The following is a 16,580-nucleotide window of genomic DNA, read 5'->3' as shown; positions in this document are numbered from 1 at the left end:
TGAACGTCGAGGTGCTGTCCAGCGACGGCATGTCCATCGAGATGCGTGACACCGACGAGGACGTCTTCCGCGCCGCGGAAGAGCTCGGTATCGACCTGTCCCGGCGTGAGCCGAGCAGCGTGGAAGAGGTCTGAGGGGGTGCCGGGCTCGCGACGGAGGCAGTGTAATCACGGTGAACGGGGAGGCGGTCAGCGCAAGGGGTGCGGGCAGGGCCAGGCGCCGTGCCCAGGGCCGAGTCGAGTAGACACGCGTGCCGCTGAGCTGGATCTCCCTGTTGTCCATGCGGGGGCCGGTGAAAGTGGGTTGTAAGAAGCATGCGGTGCGATACCCGGCATGACAAAGGAGACATCGATTGAACAGAGCAGGCGGTGGCTCCTCGAGCGGAACGGGCTGTGGGCGGGCTACCTGACGGCGCTGCGTCACCTGCTGCCGCTGTCCGCTCCCGCCCTGGCCCTGTCCGTTCCGATCGGCTTGGTCGCGGCGCTCGCCCTGGTGCCCGTGGCGGGCGACTCGCTCGTCGTGATCAACGGTCGGATCGGGATGGCGGCCGAGCCGTCCGGCGCGGTCATCGTCTGGGCGGGTGCGGTGCTGGTCACCGCGCTGCTCGGCTGGCTGTTCGCCGCCCCGGCCGCGCTGGTGATGGCCGCCGGCCGGGCGCTCGGACGGTCGGTGTCGTGGCGTGACTCGTTCCGGCTGACCCTGCGCCGCTGGCGGGGATTGCTGGGCCTGGCCCTTCTCGAACTGCTCATCTTCGTGCCGATCTCGGTGGCGGGCTTCGCGACGTGGGTCTTTGCCGGCTTCTGGCCGACCTTCGCGGTAGCGATCGTCTTCATCCTGCTCACGCTGCCCGCACTCCTGGCGTGGCCCGCGCTGATGCTGGAGGGGCTCGGGCCGTTGCGCGCACTGGGTCGTGCGTTCCAGGTGTGCCGCGGGTTACGGATCGCCTCCGCCTCCGTACTCGCTCGGGGGATGGTGATCATTCCCGGTCTGGTGGGCTGGGCGGCGCTCTGGGGCATCGACCGGCTCCCGCCCCTGGCGGGAGGGACGGCGCACACGGTCCGTCTCCGTGTTCCTCGCGGCCCTGCTGCCCGCCGTACTCGGCGTGATCTTCCTGCACCGGATCGCGCTGGACCAGGACGAGACCGCCTGCCCCGCTCTGGAAGCCATCGCCGCCCGGCTCCCGGAGGAGCCCCCGCGCACCCGTCCGGCGGTTCTCCTCGCCGCCCTCCTCCTTCCCGGCCTGCTGTACGGCACCACGGTAGCGGCCAACCCTCTCGGCTGGCTGGAAGTGTCCGACCACGTGACGGCTCCCCGGGAAGTGGTGCCCCTGAACGCGGAGGACCGCGGCCTGCCCGTCTATCCGTTCAGCCTGCAGTCCGTCGGCGTCGCTTCGGGCGACCGGCCCACCGTGCACCTGGCGGACCATGACCTCGGCCCGCGACTGCTGACCTGCCTGGACTCGCGGTGCGGCGACCTGAGCCTGTACCGCGCCGCAGGCGACGACTCCTCGGTGCCCGTGTCGGCGGCCACTCACCTGCCCGACGGAAGGACCGTGGTGGCGAGCTGGGAGTGGACGGACAAGGAAGGCAGATACCGCATCAGGCTGCGCGTCTGCGGCGATGGCACGTGTAAGGTCACCGCCGACGCGATCCGCACCCTGCCCCGCGATCGGCTGGTGGCCCGGAAGGCCAAGGCGGTGCTGGTGGCGCGGCCGGACGGCGGGTCGGTCGTCGCGTACACGGAGATCTCCCTTCGAGACGACGCCGATCGCGAAACGGTGATGATCACCACGTGCGCCGATCTGGCGTGCGCGGCCCCGGTGACACACGCGCCCGCGAAGCTGAACCACCCCATCGAGAGCGAGCTCGACACCCAGGTGCTGGACCTCGCGATCGCGCCGGACGGCCGTCCCGTCATCGCCCGGTACGACGTGGAGACCGGCCTCGTCCACGTCGTGTCGTGCGCCGCCCCCGACTGTGCGAAGGCCACGGTGTCCAGCGCGGGAACACGCACAACCCGCGACATCACCCGAGGGAAGGTGGGCTCGCGCGGCCTGTCGGTCACAGTACGGCGAGACGGCCGGCCGGTGATCGCCTACCGGGAGACGCCCGGCGGCGTGATCCGGCTGATCAACTGCCGCCACCGCTCCTGCGCGTCGGCGGACACCGTGCCCCTGACCGGACGCGACCCTGACCGCCACGCCCCCGGCCTGGTCATCGACCACGCCGGCAGGGTGCTCGTCGCCACCACCGTCGCCGGCCGGCTGACGGTGTACTCCTGCAGGGAGACCCGCTGCACCGCCACCCCGATCGCCAAGGGCGACCAGCCCGAACGCCTGGTGATGACCCTCGACCCGGCCGGCCGCCCGGTGATCGCCTGGGTGGACGCCTCCATGGGTGAGGGGGGTGTACGCGACTGGCGTCTACGCATCACCACACCGCTGAACCTGGGTGCGGCCTGAGCGCGGCGGAAAGCGGCCGCCACACCGGATCATCCCTCAGTGCTGGTGGTTCTCGATGCGGCCGCCGAGCCGGGCGTGGAGGGCGGTCAGGAGGTCAGGGGCGGAGACGACGGTCCATCGGTCACCGACGAGGTACGTTCCGCCGTAGGCCTGGGCCTCCTTGAGCCACGCCTCCTGACCCGCCCGCGTGGTGAAGGTCATGATGAAGTAGCGGCCGGCATCCGTCTGCCAGGACACCTCGTGCAGGTCCGTCGCGTCGACCTGAACCGCCGGCCGGTCGCATTCGATGGCGGCGAGAATGCGGTCCAGGCCGGCTGCGGGCAAAGGTGTGTCGACGGCGGCTGGAGCGCGGTGGTGATGGGCGCTCGCGGTGCCGCTCGGCGCCGGAGCGAAGATGGTGAGCGCGGCCAGGCTCACGCCCAGGAAGGTCAGGCTGAACGCCGCAATGATGCGCAGATGCTTCATTCCCGCACCTTTCCGAGGCCCGAGCGGTGGCTGAGCGAGCATGCTCAGGTACGCGGGCCGGCGGTCGCAGGTTCACCACGGTCGGCAGCAACCTGACCTTACTTTGTTAAGGCGCCGGCCGTGCACGCAGCGAACAGTCTCGACACCAGACCCCGCCGACGATGGGGACCGGCTTGCACGGGTCGCGGGATTCCTAGGGTTGTGGCCCTCCCGTCCACGGGCGGAGCTTGTCGGGGTTGCGTACCGCCCAGATGTGCTTGATCCGGTCGCCGGCCACCTCGAACGCGTACACCGACACGGTGACGCCGTCCTCCTGGGCGATCAGGCCGGGTTGGCCGTTGACCGTACGCTCCACAAGCGTCAGGTTGCGGAGCCTGTCCTTGAGATGGACCAGGGAGCGCAGGATCTGCTCGGCGCCTTCGACCGGGTGGAGTGCGGTGCTGACCAGGCCGCCGCCGTCGCTCGTCGCGGTGGCGCCGGGGTCGAGGAGGGTGATGAGGGCGTCGATGTCTCCGGCTTCCCATGCCTGTTTGAAGTCTCGGACGATCCGGGCCTGCCGCGATGGCGGTGTGCTGCTACGCGGCGGGTCCGCTGGGGGCGCAGGCCGCCGACACCGTGCTGAGCCGCATCGCGGGACCGAGCCGGCGATGATCGATCTGGCCTTCTCCGGGGCGTGTGTCAGCATCGGCCGGCGTGTGGGCGTACGGCAGCTCGCTCGTAAGGACGATACGGCGGTGAACGTTTACATCGGTGGCCGCGTGGGTGCGGTGATCAAGGAGGTCACCTGCAAGCTCGCGGTGTCGAGGATTCGCCGCGAGGCTCGCAAGCCGGGTGCTCTCTTCTACGTGAAGGGTGGCCCGCGTCCGGTGGATGCGGCTTCCGCTTGAAGGAATGGCTCGCGGGCGGTGGAGGCGGCTGCCGCTCCGTGAGGGGGCGTCGCGAGCCGTTGACGAGCGTGCCGAGCGGATGACGGCCGCATCCCACGCGACCCTCCCGAGCGATCCGCCGGTCGGATGCCGGGAGGGTGTGGGACGTCTCCTTCCGTGCCGGGGCGCGGGCGCGGTGGTTGGCGCCGCGTGCCCGTGCGGGGTGCCGGTGGTCAGCCGGCGAGCAGGGCGTTGGCTTCGGTGATGAGTTTCTGCGCGGCCTCGTCGGGGGTCATCCGGTTGAAGATGACCTCCTCGGAGTAGCGCCTGAGGATGCCTTCCATGGCGCTGGAGCCTTTGGGAGGGGCGGCGGGCGGGTCGGCCAGTTCGCCACGGACCTCGTTCACGAACGCCAGGGTCTTCTGGTCGGCGTCGGGGAGTTTGGCGTTGACGGCGGACAGCACCTTGGCGTTGGCGGGCAGGCCTCGATCGCTGAGGATGATCTGGCCGGCTTCGGCGTCGTTGATCATGAAGTCGATGAACTTCGCGGCCTCGGCCGCGTGCTCCGACCGGGAGGAGGCGGTGTAGAACATGGCGGGCTGCAGGAACATGCCGCTGGTCGGGGCGCCTTCGATCTTCGGCATCCGGACGAGTTCGAGCTCTTGGCCTGATGCCTTGACGGCCGCGCCGAGGACGTTGGTCCAGATCATGCTCGTCGCGCCGGTGTTGGTGCCGATCAGAGTCTGTTCGATGCCGGCGTCGTACAGTTCGGAGCTCTTGTCGGCGGTGGGGGAGCCTTTGGTCTTGATCAGGTCCTGGGTGATGGCCCACCAGTCTTTGAGGGTCTGGGGGGACACGCCGATCTTGTTGCCGGTGTAGAGCTGCTCGCCCTTCTGCGCGGCGTAGATCTGCAGGTACGCGGGGTTCCAGGACAGCTGGGTGCCGGTGATCTTGCCGCTGGTGCCGGCCGTGACCGTGGAGCAGAGTTCGACGAAGTCTTCCCAGGTCCATGAGCTGTCGTCGGGGAGCGTGGCCTTGGCGCGCTTGACCAGGGCGGGGTTGACCACCAGGGCGAAGGAGTTGACGCCGCTGGGGATGGCGTACTGCTTGCCGTCGACGACGCCGGTCGCCAGTATTTTGGCGTCGATGTCGGCGGCGCTGACCTTGGAGGCCAGGTCAGCCAGTGTGCCGCGTTCGGCGTATTCACGCAGGGCGCGGATTTCCAGGGTCATGACGTCGGGCGCGTCCCGGCCGGCGACTTGTGTGGCCAGTCTTTCGTAGTAGCTGGGGAAGTCGGAGATCTCGCCCTCGACCTCGATGGTCGGGTTTTTCGCCTCGAATTTCGCGATTGCCGCTTCGGTCATCTCGCGGCGCGCGTCACTGCCCCAGTAGGCGAAGCGCAGCGTGACCGTGCCGTCGGTGCTCTCGCCGCTGCCGCAGGCCGTGGTGACCGTCAGCATGGCGGTGGCGAGCAGGGCCGCCGACCAGATCTTCTTGCCAGAGCTCACGGCTCTTCCTCCTAGGGATCTTCTGCTGGGGGGTGGAAGGAACGTTGTCGGCACTGCGGTGCCCATGGCGTGGATCAGAGGTCTGACGTTAGCGCGATGATCGGCGGGAGAGGTAGGGGGTTTCGCGACACATTGCTGCCGGGTGTTCGGAGCCGCAAGTCGTGCTGCCTGTGCGGTGCGGGCTGGTGGGGATGGCGTGGGGACGGCGGGAAGTACGGCCGCCGGCGACGACCGGCCCGCGCGGCGCGTGCCGGTGGGGGTCACCGTGCGGCCGGAGCCGGGTGGTCAGGCGAGGAAGGTGATCTTCCCCTTGCCGTGGACGGTGCTGAGCCCTTGGGTGGCGCAGATGCTGATGGTGGAGGTCGGGGTGGCGGTGCCGACCACCTTGCTTCCCGCCAGCGCTCCTTTGCTGACCCGTCCGCTGAGGAGCATGTCGCCGGGGTTGTAGCCGGTCACTTTCCCCATCGATGGCCGCAGGGTGGAGACGCCGGCTCGGCGGCCGTCGGCGCCGTACCAGGTGATGGTGCCCTTGCCGCGGATGTCCTGCGCGCCGGCGCACGAGGCGCGGCCGGTGCTGCGCACGGTCATGAGGCCGGAGTGCATGCCGGCGGCCGAGGGTGATGAGGTGGCGCAGCCGGTCAGTGCGAGCCTGGCCTGGGCGGTGACGGTGTTCGGCAGGAATCTGACCGGCGGGTCGAACGTGATGGGGTGTTCGGTGGTGGTGGAGACCTGGCAGGTGAGCAGGGTCTGCTGGGTGGTCGCCGCGGCGGGGGCGGTGGTCGTCATCGCCACCGCCGCGGCTGTGGCCGCGCCTGCGCGCATGAGCGGGTGAACGGGCATGTCGTCTCCTTGCCCTGGTGGTGGCCGGTGTGTGGCGCTCGACGATCTTTCGGGGCCCACGATAGGAGCGAGCGTGATGCGAGGTGGTGAGCGCAGCACCTGACGGGAAAACTTGATCGACTTCTTAACGGCGCACGCCGCGCCACAAGTGATCAGTTGTCGCGGTATGGGCGACGCTGGGTGGCACGGGTGCTGGCTGTGCCCTGGGGAGGGAGTTCGCCGTGAGTGAGGACGACATCGAGACCGTGGTGCGCGAGCACTGCGTGAGAATCCTGAAGGTCGACCCATGCCGGGCGACCGGGGACGCGCTGCTGCGGGAAGATCTGGAGGCCGACAGCCTGGACCTGGCTGAGCTGCACGTGGCCCTGGAGGACAGGTGGGGGCCGCTGCCCCGTGAGACCCTCGCTGACGTGCGGACCGTGGGCGATGTGATCGCCAAGGCCCGCCTGCTGCTGAGCGGGTCGGTGTGAGGGTGCCCGGGTTTCGTGTCGTGGTGACCGGCCTCGGGGTGCGCACCCCGGCCGGCGCCCACCCCAAGGAGGTGTGGAACGCGCTGCTGGCCGGCCGGTCCACCGCCCGCCCGATCACCTCGTTCGACACCGAGGGGCTGGGCGCCGGCTTCGCCTGCCAGATCGCCAGCCTGGACATGGGAGCGTATCTGACCGCCAAGCAGGCGTCGCGGCTTGACAGGATGGCGCAGCTGGCTGTGTGCGCCGCCACCGACGCTCTGGCCGACGCGGGCGCCCTGCGAGCGCCGCCGCAGCGGCGGGCGGTGGTGACCGGCACGTGCTTCGGCGGCAGGACGACGGACGAAGTGGTCATGCTCGGAGGGCGGCATCCTGAACGCGGCGATCCGGGTCCGCTGAGCGTGCCGATGGCCATGCACAATTCGGCGGCCGCAGCGATCAGCATTCACCACCGCATCCAGGGTCCCAGCCTGTCCGTGGAGACGGCCTGCGCCTCAGGCTCCCATGCGATCGGCGAGGCGGGCCGCCTGGTGCGCGACGGGTATGCCGATGTGGCGATCGCCGGTGGAGCCGAGGCCTGTATCACTCCAACGGTGCTGCTGGGCTTCCGGCGTTGCCAGGTCCTGTCGCAGCGCGACGACGCGCCTGAGCGCGCCAGCCGGCCCTTCGACAGTGATCGTGACGGCTTCGTGCTGGCCGAAGGCGCCGCGTTCGTCGTCTTGGAGAGTCTCGAACACGCCATGCGTCGTGACGCCCATGTCTACGCCGAGCTCACCGGCTACGCCTCCGCCTCCGACGCCCACCATCTCACCGCGCCGTCGCCGCAGGGCGAGGGGGCTGTTCGCTGCATGCGCGCCGCGCTCGCCGACGCGGGCCTGGCCCCCGAGGAGATCGCGCACGTCAACGCGCACGGCACCGGTACGCCGCTCAACGACGTGGCCGAGGCCCAGGCGATCAACGAGGTGTTCGGCCCGGCGAAGGTTGCGGTCACCTCGGTCAAGGGCGTCACCGGGCACGCCATCGCCGCCGCGGGCGCCATCGAGGCCGTGACGGCCGTGCTGTCGCTGCAGGAACGGGCCATCCCGCCCACGGCCAACCTCGATCACGTGGATCCCCGGTGCGACGTCGATGTCGTCGGCCGGGTGCGGCCCATGACGCCGCGGCCGGTCATGTCGAACTCTTTCGGATTCGGCGGCCACAACGCCACCCTGATCTTCTCGCCGTGCTGACCCAAGGACCTATCGTGCGTATCACCGTTCTCGCCGGCGTTTCCGCCGCCATTCCGCTCGCCGTCCTGCCCCCCGTTCCGCCCGCCGTCCCGCTCGCCGGCGGCCCGGCCGGTCCCGGTCCGGTCGCCGCAGGCGTTTCCGGCACCGCGCCCCCGACGGCCGATGCCCCGCTCGATGACCAGGGAGAGGGCCAGGGCAAGATCTGCATCAACGTTCCCGTCGACACCGTCGCCCAAGCCTTCGCCAGGCTCGTCGCGCAGGGCCTCGTCCTCAGCCCCGCCGCCGCGGCGCCGGGCGTCGTGGCGTCGACGCCGCCGCCCCAGGCAGCGGCGGCGCCTGGAGCGGCGCCCGCCCCTCGGTTCCTCGGCGGCGGGCTGCCCAAGGACATGCCCCTCCTGGAAGCCGTGCCCTGCTGAGCCCGTCTGTCAGGCGATCCCGCTGACGGGCGAGCCGTGAAAGGTGCCGCCGTAGCAGGCCATGCGGGTCGTGCTGGTCGGGCTCGGCAGGACCACGCCGGTGCCGAGTACGCAGTCCATGATCGAGACGCTGAGGGCCGGCCCTGCCGTGACGACCATGAGGGCGCTTCCCGCGGCTGTGGAGGCGAGGGACGGTGATGAGTCGGCGCATGTCAAGTCCAATCACTGTAAGTAATGTTCTGTTGCATACAGTTACCGTGCGGTGAGTGATCCAAAACGAGCTGTGAGAGGTGATGTGTGACCACCCCGCTCTTCGACGTCGTGGCGATGACCGAACACTGGATGCGCGCCCGGCCCGGCACGATCGCCTGCCGCGTCGATCGGCGCCGCGGCGCCGAGACGCTGACCTACGGGCGGCTCGACGAGCTCATCACCCGGGCCGCGGCCAGGCTGGCCCGCGCCGGGGTGACGGCCGGGACGCGGGCCGCGGTGATGATCCCGCCCGGCCGGGATCTGGTCGCGGTGGTGCTGGCCCTGCTCCGGCTGCGGGCCGTGCCCGTCCTGATCGACCCAGGGCTCGGGGCACGCGCCATCGGCGCCTGCCTCGAGGAGGCCGCCGTCCAGGCGTTCATCGCGGTTCCGCGCGCTCATCTGGCGCGGGTCGTGCTGGGCTGGGCACGCGACAGCGTGACCACCACCGTCACGTTCGCCACGTACGCCCTGTGGTTCGCCCGCATCCGCCGGCACGCCGGCACGCCGCCGGCCGCCGCGGCGCGCCCACGGGCGCCGTACGCCGACGATCTGGCGTTGATCGCCTTCACCTCCGGCTCCACCGGTGTGCCGAAAGGAGTGCCCTTCCGCCACCGGCACCTGGCCGGGCAGATCGAGCTGCTGGCGCACCTGGGCGCGCTCGAGCCGGGCGCCACGGTGTATTCGACCTTCCTGCCGTTCGCGGTGGCGGCGCCGGCGATGGGGTGCGCCTCGGTCATCCCGCGGCTCGACCTGCGCCGTCCCGGACGCACCGACCCGGCCGCCATGGCCGCCTCCATCGCCGCCCACGGCGTACGAGGCCTGTTCGCCGCGCCCGCGCTGCTGGACCGGCTCACCCGCCACTGCGCGCGCCACGAGCAGGTCCTGGACAGCCTCCAGATCGTGCTCACCGCCGGCGCGCCCTTGCCCTTCCCGGTGCTGCGCCGCGCCCAGCGGTGCCTGCCCGCGCACGCCGACGTGCGCTCGGTGTACGGCGCGACCGAATGCCTGATGGTCGCCATGGCGGACGCGGCTGAGCTCGCCGGAACGGCGGCGGAGACCGCGTGCGGTGCCGGCACCTGCCTGGGCTCTGCGCTGCCGGGCAACCGGGTCCGCGTCATCGGTATCACCGACCAGGCGATCCCGCGCTGGTCGGACGATCTGATGGTGCCGGCCGGCGCGGTGGGGGAGATCACCGTGGCCGGCCCCGCGGTCAGCGACCCGTACCTGGTGCGCCCGCGCGAGACCGCGCTGGCCCGCATCGACGACGACGGCGAGCCGGTGCACCGCATGGGCGACCTCGGCTGGCAGGACGAGCAGGGGCGGCTGTGGTTCGCGGGACGCAAGAGCGAACGGGTGCGCACCGCCGATGGCGAGATGTACACCGACCAGGTTGAGCCGATCGTCAACGCGTTGCCGGGCGTGCGCCGCAGCGCCCTGGTGGGAGTGGGGCCGCCGGGCGGCCAGCGCCCGGTGCTGTGCGTGGAATGCGAGCCGGGCACCCCCAGGCGAGAGCGTCGTGAGATCGTCGAACGGGTGCGGGCCGCCGCGGTCGGCGGCATCGGGCAGGTGCTGGCCCACCCGGGCTTCCCCATGGACGTCCGGCACGCCAGCAAGATCCGCCGTCCGCTGCTGGCCCGCTGGGCCGCGCGCGAGCTGGGCGGGGATGAACGGTGAAGGTGCTGGTGACCGGTGGCGGCGGATTCCTCGGCCAGGCCGTGTGCCGGCTGCTGACCGCGCGAGGCGAGCACGTCTCCACGCTGAGCCGCCGCAGGCACCCGGCGCTGGACGCGCTCGGCGTCGTCCAGCACCCCGCCGACATCCGTGACCCGGACGGCGTACGGGCCGCCGTGGCCGGCTGCGAGGCCGTCGTGCACTGCGCCGCCCTGGCCGGGATGTGGGGACCGGCCCACGCCTACCGGTCGGTCAACGTGGCGGGCACGGCGAACCTGATCGATGCCTGTCTGCGGGCGGGCGTCACCCGGCTGGTGCACACCTCCTCACCCAGCGTCGTGCACGACGGAGGCGACCTGGAGGGCGTGGACGAGTCGGCCCCCTACGCCCGCCGCTTCCTGGCCCACTACCCGGCGAGCAAGGCGATCGCCGAACGGATCGTGCTGGCCGCCGACAGCGATCGGCTGGCCACCGTCGCGCTGCGCCCGCACCTCATCTGGGGGCCGGGGGACCCGCATTTCCTGCCCAGGCTCGTCGCGCAGGCCCGCCGCGGCCGGCTCGTCCTGCCGCGCGCCCCCGGCAAACGCATCGACACGGTCTACGTCGGCAACGCGGCCGAAGCCCACGTGCTGGCCTTGGACGCGCTCGCTCCGGGAACACCGGCCGCCGGCCGCGCCTACTTCATCACCCAGGACGAGCCCATCACGGTCGCCGCCTGGGTCAACGGCCTGCTGGGCGCGGCCGGCCTGCCGCCGGTGACCCGGCACGTCCCGGCCTGTGTGGCCCGGATGGGGGCCGCGGCCGTCGAGTACGGCTACTGGCTCGCCCGTCCGCGCTCGCAGCCCCCGGTCACACGGATCGCCGCCGTCCAGGCCACGACCTCCCACTGGTTCGACATCTCCGCCGCCCGCCGCGATCTCGGCTACGTGCCGCGCATCAGCACGGCCGACGGACTGGCCCGGCTCGCCGCCCACCTGTCCGCTCACGCCGGGCGCCCGGACGACGACCGCGCCGGCCGCCCGCCCGTACCACCGATCCAGCCCTGAGGTTTCCGATGCCCGGCCACATCCCGCGCCTGCCCGGCTACCCCTTCGCCTCCCGCTGGTTCTCCCGTGACGGGCTGCGCCAGCACTACCTGGACGAGGGCGACGGGGCGCCCGTACTCATGCTGCACGGCAACCCTTCGTGGAGCTACCTGTGGCGGCGGCTGATCGAGGCGCTACGCGGCGAGCACCGCTGCGTCGCGCCCGACCACATCGGCATGGGCCTGTCGGACAAGCCCGGCCAGGACCGCTACCCCCACACCCTGGCCTCCCGCGTGGACGACCTCGACGCGCTCACCGCCCACCTCATCGCCGATCGAGCCGCCCCGGACCGTGGCTGGACGCTCGTGATGCACGACTGGGGCGGCCCGATCGGCATGGCCTGGGCCGGCCGCCACCCCGGCCGGGTGGCCCGGCTGGTCGTGCTCAACAGCGCCGCCTTCCCCAACCCGCACGGCCCGCGGGTACGGCCGGCGCTGCGGCTGCCCCTGTGGCTGCTGCGTGAGACCCGGCTGGGCGAGCGGTTGTTCCTGCGCCACCACGCCTTCGCCCGTCTGGCCACGCTGCCGCCGTTCGGGGTCCGCAACCGGCTGTCCTCCGACGTGCGGGCCGCCTTCCTGGCCCCCGACGACCGCCGGGGGCACCGGGTGGCCGTCCAGCGGTTCGTGCACGACATCCCGCTCGGCCCCGGCGACCGGTCCTGGCCGCTGCTGCTGCGGGCGGGGGAGAGCCTGGCCGCCTTCGCCGACCGGCCCGTACTGATCGGCTGGGGGCTGCGCGACCCGGTGTTCGACCCGCTCATGCTGCGCGAGTGGCGTCGGCGCCTGCCCCGCGCCCAGATCCACGCCTTCCGCGATGCCGGGCACTACGTGCTCGAAGACGCCCATGACCGGCTCGTCCCCGCCATCCGCGCCTTCCTGCGTCACTGACCGGTCCGGCCCGACGGCCTTGGGCCGGGCCCGTTGCACCGGGCCCCTTGCACCGGGGCTCCTTCACCACCGGGCACTGCCCCGCGTTCCGGGCAGCCACCAATTGCGATGCCCCAGCAGCCGCATCAGGGACGGGACCAGCACCATCCGGATGATCGTCGCGTCGATGACGATCGCCGCCGCCACCGCGAACCCGCCCTGCTGGAAGTCCAGCCGCCGCGTGAACATCAGGCCGCCGAACGTGACGGCCATGATGGCGGCGGCCAGCGTGATGGGACGCGCCGTATGCCGCAGCCCGTGCAGGACGGCGGCGGTGTTGTCGCCGCCGCGACGGTAGTGCTCGGCGATGCGGTGCACGAGGAAGACCTCGTAGTCCAGGGACAGTCCGAAGACGATGGTGAAGACGACCAGCGGCAGCAGCACGTTGATGTCGGCGCCCGGCCCGGCCAGGTCCTGGAAGACGACGGTGAGCAGCCCGAAGGTGGCACAGACACACAGCAGGTTCATGGCGAGCGCCTTCACCGGGATCAGCAGGCTGCGGAAGACGATCAGCAGCAGCGCGGACGACGCCAGCAGCACGACGGCCAGCACCCGCCACAATCCGCCCAGCGCGCCTTCCGCCAGATCGGTGAGTCGTGCCGTCGGACCTGCGGCCAGCACCTGCTGACCGGCGGGCAGCAGCCGCCCGGCGAGGGAGTGCACGTCCCGCTGGAAGTCGGCCGCGGCGTCGCTGTCCGGGGCGGGCCTGCCGGCGACCAGCATCACCGTCAGATCCCTGCCGTTGTCCAGCACGGTGACCACCGACACCCGCGGGTCGGCCCGCAGAGCCCGGCCGAACGCGAAGGTGTCCACCGGGGCGGCGCCGTCCGGGTGCGGCAGCGCCAGAGCGGTCAGCCCGGCCACCCCGTCCCGCTCCAGCTCGCCAGGCCCGCGCCGATGTCGGTGCCGGCCAGCGCGTCCCGGTCATAGTGCAGCCCGAGCCGCAGATGCAGCACCGGAGCGGCGGCCAGCAGCAGCGCGGTGGCGGCCGCCACCGCGTACCGGCGTGGCCGCCTCATCAGATGCTCGGCGCCGCGCAGCCACGCGCGCCGCTCCGTGCCGCGCCCGGTCCGCCACCTCGGCATCCTGCCCCACTCCAGCCGGCGATCCAGCCGGGCCAGCAGCGCGGGCCCCAGCGTCAGCGCGGCCGCCAGGGTGACGAGCGCGGCCAGCGTCCCCGCCAGCGCCAGGGAACGCGCCCACGGCACGCCGACGACCAGCAGCGCGCAGGAGGTGACGACGACGGCCCCGCACCAGGCCACCGTGCCGCCCGCGGTGGCGGTGGCGCGCCCGGCCGCCACCACGGGCGTCAGACCCGCGCGGCGGGCCTGACGGTAACGCAGCAGGATCAGCAGCGTGTAGTCCAGCCCCAGCCCCAGCGACATGGTGACCGTATAGGTCAGCATGGTCGAATCGATGGGCACGAGCGTGCCCGCCACCGCGAGCGCGCCGGCGCCGGTCATGATCGCCGCGCCGCCCACCACCAGGGGCACCACCGCAGCGCCCACCGTCCCCAGCCCGAACACCAGCAGCAGCGCCGCCACCGGGACGGTCACGGCCTCCATCGACCGCAGGTCGGCCATGTCGGTGTGCGCCATCTGCGCGAACGCGCGGCTGACGCCGAGGATCGTCACGCTGACCGCGCCCGCCGACGCGTCCCTGGCGGCCTGCCGGGCGCTCGCGAGCTGGTCGGGCAGATTCCGCTGACGGGTGAGTTCGTCCCCATGCACGCCGGACAGCACGTAGGCGTGGCCGGGATGCCCGCCGTCGATCTCCGGCAGCGGAAGCAGCGCGCCGATGTCCTGGCGGGCGGCCAGCGTGTCCACCGTGGCAGCCATCGCCTGCTGGAAGCGCGGCTCGCCCGCGTCCAGCCTCGCCGAGGCGAAGGCCAGCAGCATCTGTTCCTCGCCCAGCTCCGGGAGCCCGCGCGCGATCATGGCCGCGGCCGCCGCGGACCGGGAGCCCGGCACTTCCAGCGAGGGTGGAGCCAGCCGCTGCATGAGGCCGGGCAGCAGCATCACCGACCCGGCAGCCAGGAACAGCCACACCGCGAGGACGAGCCGTCCGCGGCGGGCCGCCGCCCGGCCCAGCCGGCCGAGCGCGGCGGCGCCGGCGCCGGGATGGCCCTGCTGAGGGCGGGGAGCGGCGGGGGAGCCGGCGGCGGCCACGCCGCCGTGGCGGGAACGGCGGCGACGGACACCGACCGGCATGAGTGCTCCTCTTCCTCCCCCGCCGCCCTGAGGGCTCCGGGCAGCGGTCCTTCTCCTCTGCCCCCTGGGGCCTTTCGTGGGTTTCTACTGGCCGGGCGCCGTGTCCTGGACCGCCTGAGGCCGCAGCCGCTCCAGGACGAGACCGGCGAGGTCGGCGACCGTGCCGCCGCTGCGCAGGATCTCCATCGGCGGGATGTCGATGCCGTACTGGTGGCGAAGCGAGGCCAGCACCTGCGCGCCCATCAGGGAGTCCATCCCGTAGTCCTCCAGCTTGCGATCGTGGGCGATCTGCCCGGCCGGCATCTGCAGGATCGACGCCAGGAGCCGCGGGATGTGCTCGGTGAGGTAGGCCAGCACCTCACCGGCGTCCATCGCCTCCAGCTCCCTGGCGATCTGCTCGGGAGTGACATCCTCCTGCCGCGTCGACGCCGGCATGACCGGCGACATCCGCGGCCGGTCCAGAGCGGGCAGGACCTGGCGCAGCCGGCTCCAGTCGCAACGGCCCACCCCGGCCACGTCCGCCCCACTGGCGAGCATGTCCTCGATCGCGGCGAACCCCTCCCGCGGGCTGATGGCCTCGATCCCGAACGCGGCCAGCCTGTCGCCCGCGCCGCGTGCCACGACGCCGGTCTGCGCCAGCGCGCCCAGGCAGACCGCCAGAGCAGGCAGGCCGCGGGCTCTCCTGCGGCGTGCCAGCGCCTCCAGGAACTGGTTGGCGGCCACGTACGACGTCTGTCCGACATGCCCGAGCGTGGTGGTGACCGAGGAGTACAGCAGGAACAGGTCCAGGTCCTCCTGCCCGGTCACGTCGTCCAGGACCAGCGCCCCGGCGATCTTGGGCCGGAGCACGGCCGCGACCCGGTCATCGGTCAGATCGCCGATCGGGCCGTCGTCGAGGTGCATGGCCGCGTGGACGACGCCGCGCAGCGGGCGGCCCTCCGCCCGCGCCTCCTGGACGATGCGGCTCATCGCCGCCCGATCGCTCACATCGGCCGCGTACACGTGCGTGGCCGCCCCGACGTCGCCCAGGTCGCGCAGCAGGCCGGCCGCTTCAGGGCTGTCGCTGCCGCGCCGGCCGACCAGGGCCAGGTGGCGGGCGCCGCGGGCGGCGAGCCAGCGGGCCGTCGCCGCGCCGAACCCGCCCAGCCCGCCGCTGACCAGGTAGGTGCCGTGGGGGTCGAACCCCGGCGGGCGCGGCCCCGCCTCGACGAGGACGGACTCGTCACCGGCGCCGAACGAGACGACGATCTTGCCGATGTGCCGCGAGTGGCGCATCGCCGCGAAGGCGTCAGCGACGCGGGTGGCCGGATAGACGGTGTGCGGCAGCGGCGTGACCCGACCGGCGGTCACCTCGGCGGCCAGCTCGGCCATCACGCGGGCGGACCGGTCCGGTTCCTGGGTGATGAGCGTGCCGACGTCCAGGCCGATGAAAGCGGTGTTGTTGCCGAAGGGACGCATCGGCAGCCGATGGTCGGCGAAGATGTCGCGCTTGCCGATCTCGATGAACCGGCCGCCATGCGCGAGGATCTCCATGCCGCGGATCAGCGCCTCGCCGATCAGCGAGTTGAGCACCACGTCCACGCCGCGCCCGCCGGTCAGCTCCATGATCTGCTCGGCGAAGTCCAGGCACCGGGAATCGTACACGTGCTCGACGCCGTGGGCGCGCAGGAAGTCCCGCCGCGCGCGGGTGCCGGCGGTGGCGATCACGCGGGCGCCCAGGCGGCGGCCGTACTGGATCGCCGCCAGCCCCACCCCGCCGGCGCCGCTGTGGACCAGCACCGTCTCCCCGGCCCGCAGCCCGGCGGCCTGGCGCAGCGCGGCATGGGCGGTCAGATGGGCCATGGGGATCGTGGCGGCCTCGGTGAAGCTCATGCGCTCCGGCAGCGGCATCATCGCCCAGGCCGGGACGACGGCGTGGGTGCCCAGGCCCACGGCTTGCGCCGTCATCACGCGGTCGCCGGGGCGCACGCCCGTCACGTCCGGGCCGACGGCGGCGACCACACCGGCCCCCTCCAGCCCCATCGGGAAGCCGCCGTAGAACCCTTCGAGCGCCTCGCCGGGCAGCAGGTTGACGGCGTGGACCAGGTCACGGAAGTTCAGGCCCGCGGCCCGCAGCTCGATCAGCACCTGACCGGACCCGGGCGAGGGCAGTGAAAGCGGCCGCCAGGCCAGACGGTACGCGGG

Annotated in this window: 17 protein-coding genes; 8 read left to right on the top strand and 9 right to left on the bottom strand. The window is 72.3% G+C overall.

Going from position 1 to position 16,580, the window contains the following annotated elements; all coding sequences use genetic code 11:
• Positions 1-419: 419 nt before the first annotated feature.
• Entirely contained in the window at positions 420-833 is a 414-nt protein-coding gene (locus E1294_RS45050; protein ID WP_132517783.1) for a hypothetical protein, read from the bottom strand.
• 233 nt (positions 834-1,066) lie between these two features.
• On the opposite strand from E1294_RS45050, the gene E1294_RS45045 reads away from it, so the two are divergent.
• Complete coding sequence (locus E1294_RS45045) at positions 1,067-2,461, top strand: hypothetical protein (RefSeq protein ID WP_132517781.1); 1,395 nt, start codon at positions 1,067-1,069, stop codon at positions 2,459-2,461.
• 36 nt (positions 2,462-2,497) lie between these two features.
• Here E1294_RS45045 and E1294_RS45040 read toward each other — a convergent pair whose 3' ends face one another.
• Positions 2,498-2,926: a hypothetical protein gene (locus E1294_RS45040; protein ID WP_132517779.1), complete on the bottom strand. Its 429-nt coding sequence runs from the start codon at positions 2,924-2,926 to the stop codon at positions 2,498-2,500.
• 193 nt (positions 2,927-3,119) lie between these two features.
• Positions 3,120-3,611, bottom strand: coding sequence for a sigma-70 family RNA polymerase sigma factor family protein (locus E1294_RS45035; protein ID WP_220448303.1), 492 nt, complete (start codon positions 3,609-3,611; stop codon positions 3,120-3,122).
• Between the two features lie 49 nt (positions 3,612-3,660).
• Here E1294_RS45035 and E1294_RS55095 point away from each other — a divergent pair, with 49 nt between their 5' ends.
• A complete protein-coding gene (locus E1294_RS55095) occupies positions 3,661-3,813 on the top strand; it encodes a hypothetical protein (protein ID WP_220448302.1) in 153 nt (50 codons plus the stop codon).
• 212 nt (positions 3,814-4,025) lie between these two features.
• On the opposite strand, the gene E1294_RS45025 is transcribed toward E1294_RS55095, so the two are convergent.
• Positions 4,026-5,300 (bottom strand): extracellular solute-binding protein, encoded by a 1,275-nt coding sequence (locus E1294_RS45025; protein WP_165977842.1) that lies wholly within the window; start codon positions 5,298-5,300, stop codon positions 4,026-4,028.
• Positions 5,301-5,585: 285 nt separating this feature from the next.
• Positions 5,586-6,140, bottom strand: a complete 555-nt coding sequence (locus tag E1294_RS45020; RefSeq protein ID WP_132517774.1) for a hypothetical protein — start codon at positions 6,138-6,140, stop codon at positions 5,586-5,588.
• Positions 6,141-6,361: 221 nt separating this feature from the next.
• Here E1294_RS45020 and E1294_RS45015 point away from each other — a divergent pair, with 221 nt between their 5' ends.
• From E1294_RS45015 to E1294_RS45005, 3 genes are read left to right on the top strand one after another with little or no spacing between them, the layout of a single operon-like run.
• A complete protein-coding gene (locus E1294_RS45015; RefSeq protein ID WP_220448301.1) occupies positions 6,362-6,610 on the top strand; it encodes an acyl carrier protein in 249 nt (82 codons plus the stop codon).
• A gap of 2 nt (positions 6,611-6,612) precedes the next feature.
• Entirely contained in the window at positions 6,613-7,836 is a 1,224-nt protein-coding gene (locus tag E1294_RS45010) for a beta-ketoacyl-[acyl-carrier-protein] synthase family protein (RefSeq protein ID WP_165977841.1), read from the top strand.
• Between the two features lie 14 nt (positions 7,837-7,850).
• Complete coding sequence (locus E1294_RS45005; RefSeq protein WP_132517770.1) at positions 7,851-8,252, top strand: hypothetical protein; 402 nt, start codon at positions 7,851-7,853, stop codon at positions 8,250-8,252.
• 9 nt (positions 8,253-8,261) lie between these two features.
• On the opposite strand, the gene E1294_RS53625 is transcribed toward E1294_RS45005, so the two are convergent.
• Complete coding sequence (locus E1294_RS53625) at positions 8,262-8,411, bottom strand: hypothetical protein (protein ID WP_165977840.1); 150 nt, start codon at positions 8,409-8,411, stop codon at positions 8,262-8,264.
• A 138-nt stretch (positions 8,412-8,549) separates the two neighbouring features.
• Here E1294_RS53625 and E1294_RS45000 point away from each other — a divergent pair, with 138 nt between their 5' ends.
• From E1294_RS45000 to E1294_RS44990, 3 genes are read left to right on the top strand one after another with little or no spacing between them, the layout of a single operon-like run.
• Positions 8,550-10,178, top strand: a complete 1,629-nt coding sequence (locus E1294_RS45000; RefSeq protein ID WP_132517768.1) for a fatty acid CoA ligase family protein — start codon at positions 8,550-8,552, stop codon at positions 10,176-10,178.
• Positions 10,175-11,221, top strand: coding sequence for an NAD-dependent epimerase/dehydratase family protein (locus tag E1294_RS44995; RefSeq protein ID WP_132517766.1), 1,047 nt, complete (start codon positions 10,175-10,177; stop codon positions 11,219-11,221). Before E1294_RS45000 ends, E1294_RS44995 begins: the two co-directional genes overlap by 4 nt.
• Before the next feature lie 8 nt (positions 11,222-11,229).
• A complete protein-coding gene (locus tag E1294_RS44990; protein ID WP_132517764.1) occupies positions 11,230-12,147 on the top strand; it encodes an alpha/beta fold hydrolase in 918 nt (305 codons plus the stop codon).
• 63 nt (positions 12,148-12,210) lie between these two features.
• Here E1294_RS44990 and E1294_RS44985 read toward each other — a convergent pair whose 3' ends face one another.
• The 3 genes from E1294_RS44985 to E1294_RS44975 form a co-directional block, all read right to left on the bottom strand.
• Entirely contained in the window at positions 12,211-13,050 is an 840-nt protein-coding gene (locus E1294_RS44985; protein WP_165977839.1) for an MMPL family transporter, read from the bottom strand.
• Complete coding sequence (locus E1294_RS44980) at positions 13,038-14,396, bottom strand: MMPL family transporter (protein WP_132517760.1); 1,359 nt, start codon at positions 14,394-14,396, stop codon at positions 13,038-13,040. Before E1294_RS44980 ends, E1294_RS44985 begins: the two co-directional genes overlap by 13 nt.
• An 84-nt stretch (positions 14,397-14,480) precedes the next feature.
• Positions 14,481-16,580, bottom strand: a 2,100-nt coding sequence (locus E1294_RS44975; protein WP_132517758.1) for an SDR family NAD(P)-dependent oxidoreductase, incomplete at its 5' end; no start/stop codon positions are given.

The organism is Nonomuraea diastatica, from assembly GCF_004349015.1.
GTDB lineage: Bacteria > Actinomycetota > Actinomycetes > Streptosporangiales > Streptosporangiaceae > Nonomuraea > Nonomuraea diastatica.
The sequence above is the reverse complement of the archived record's forward strand: the minus strand, read 5'-3'. Positions and strand labels throughout refer to the sequence as shown.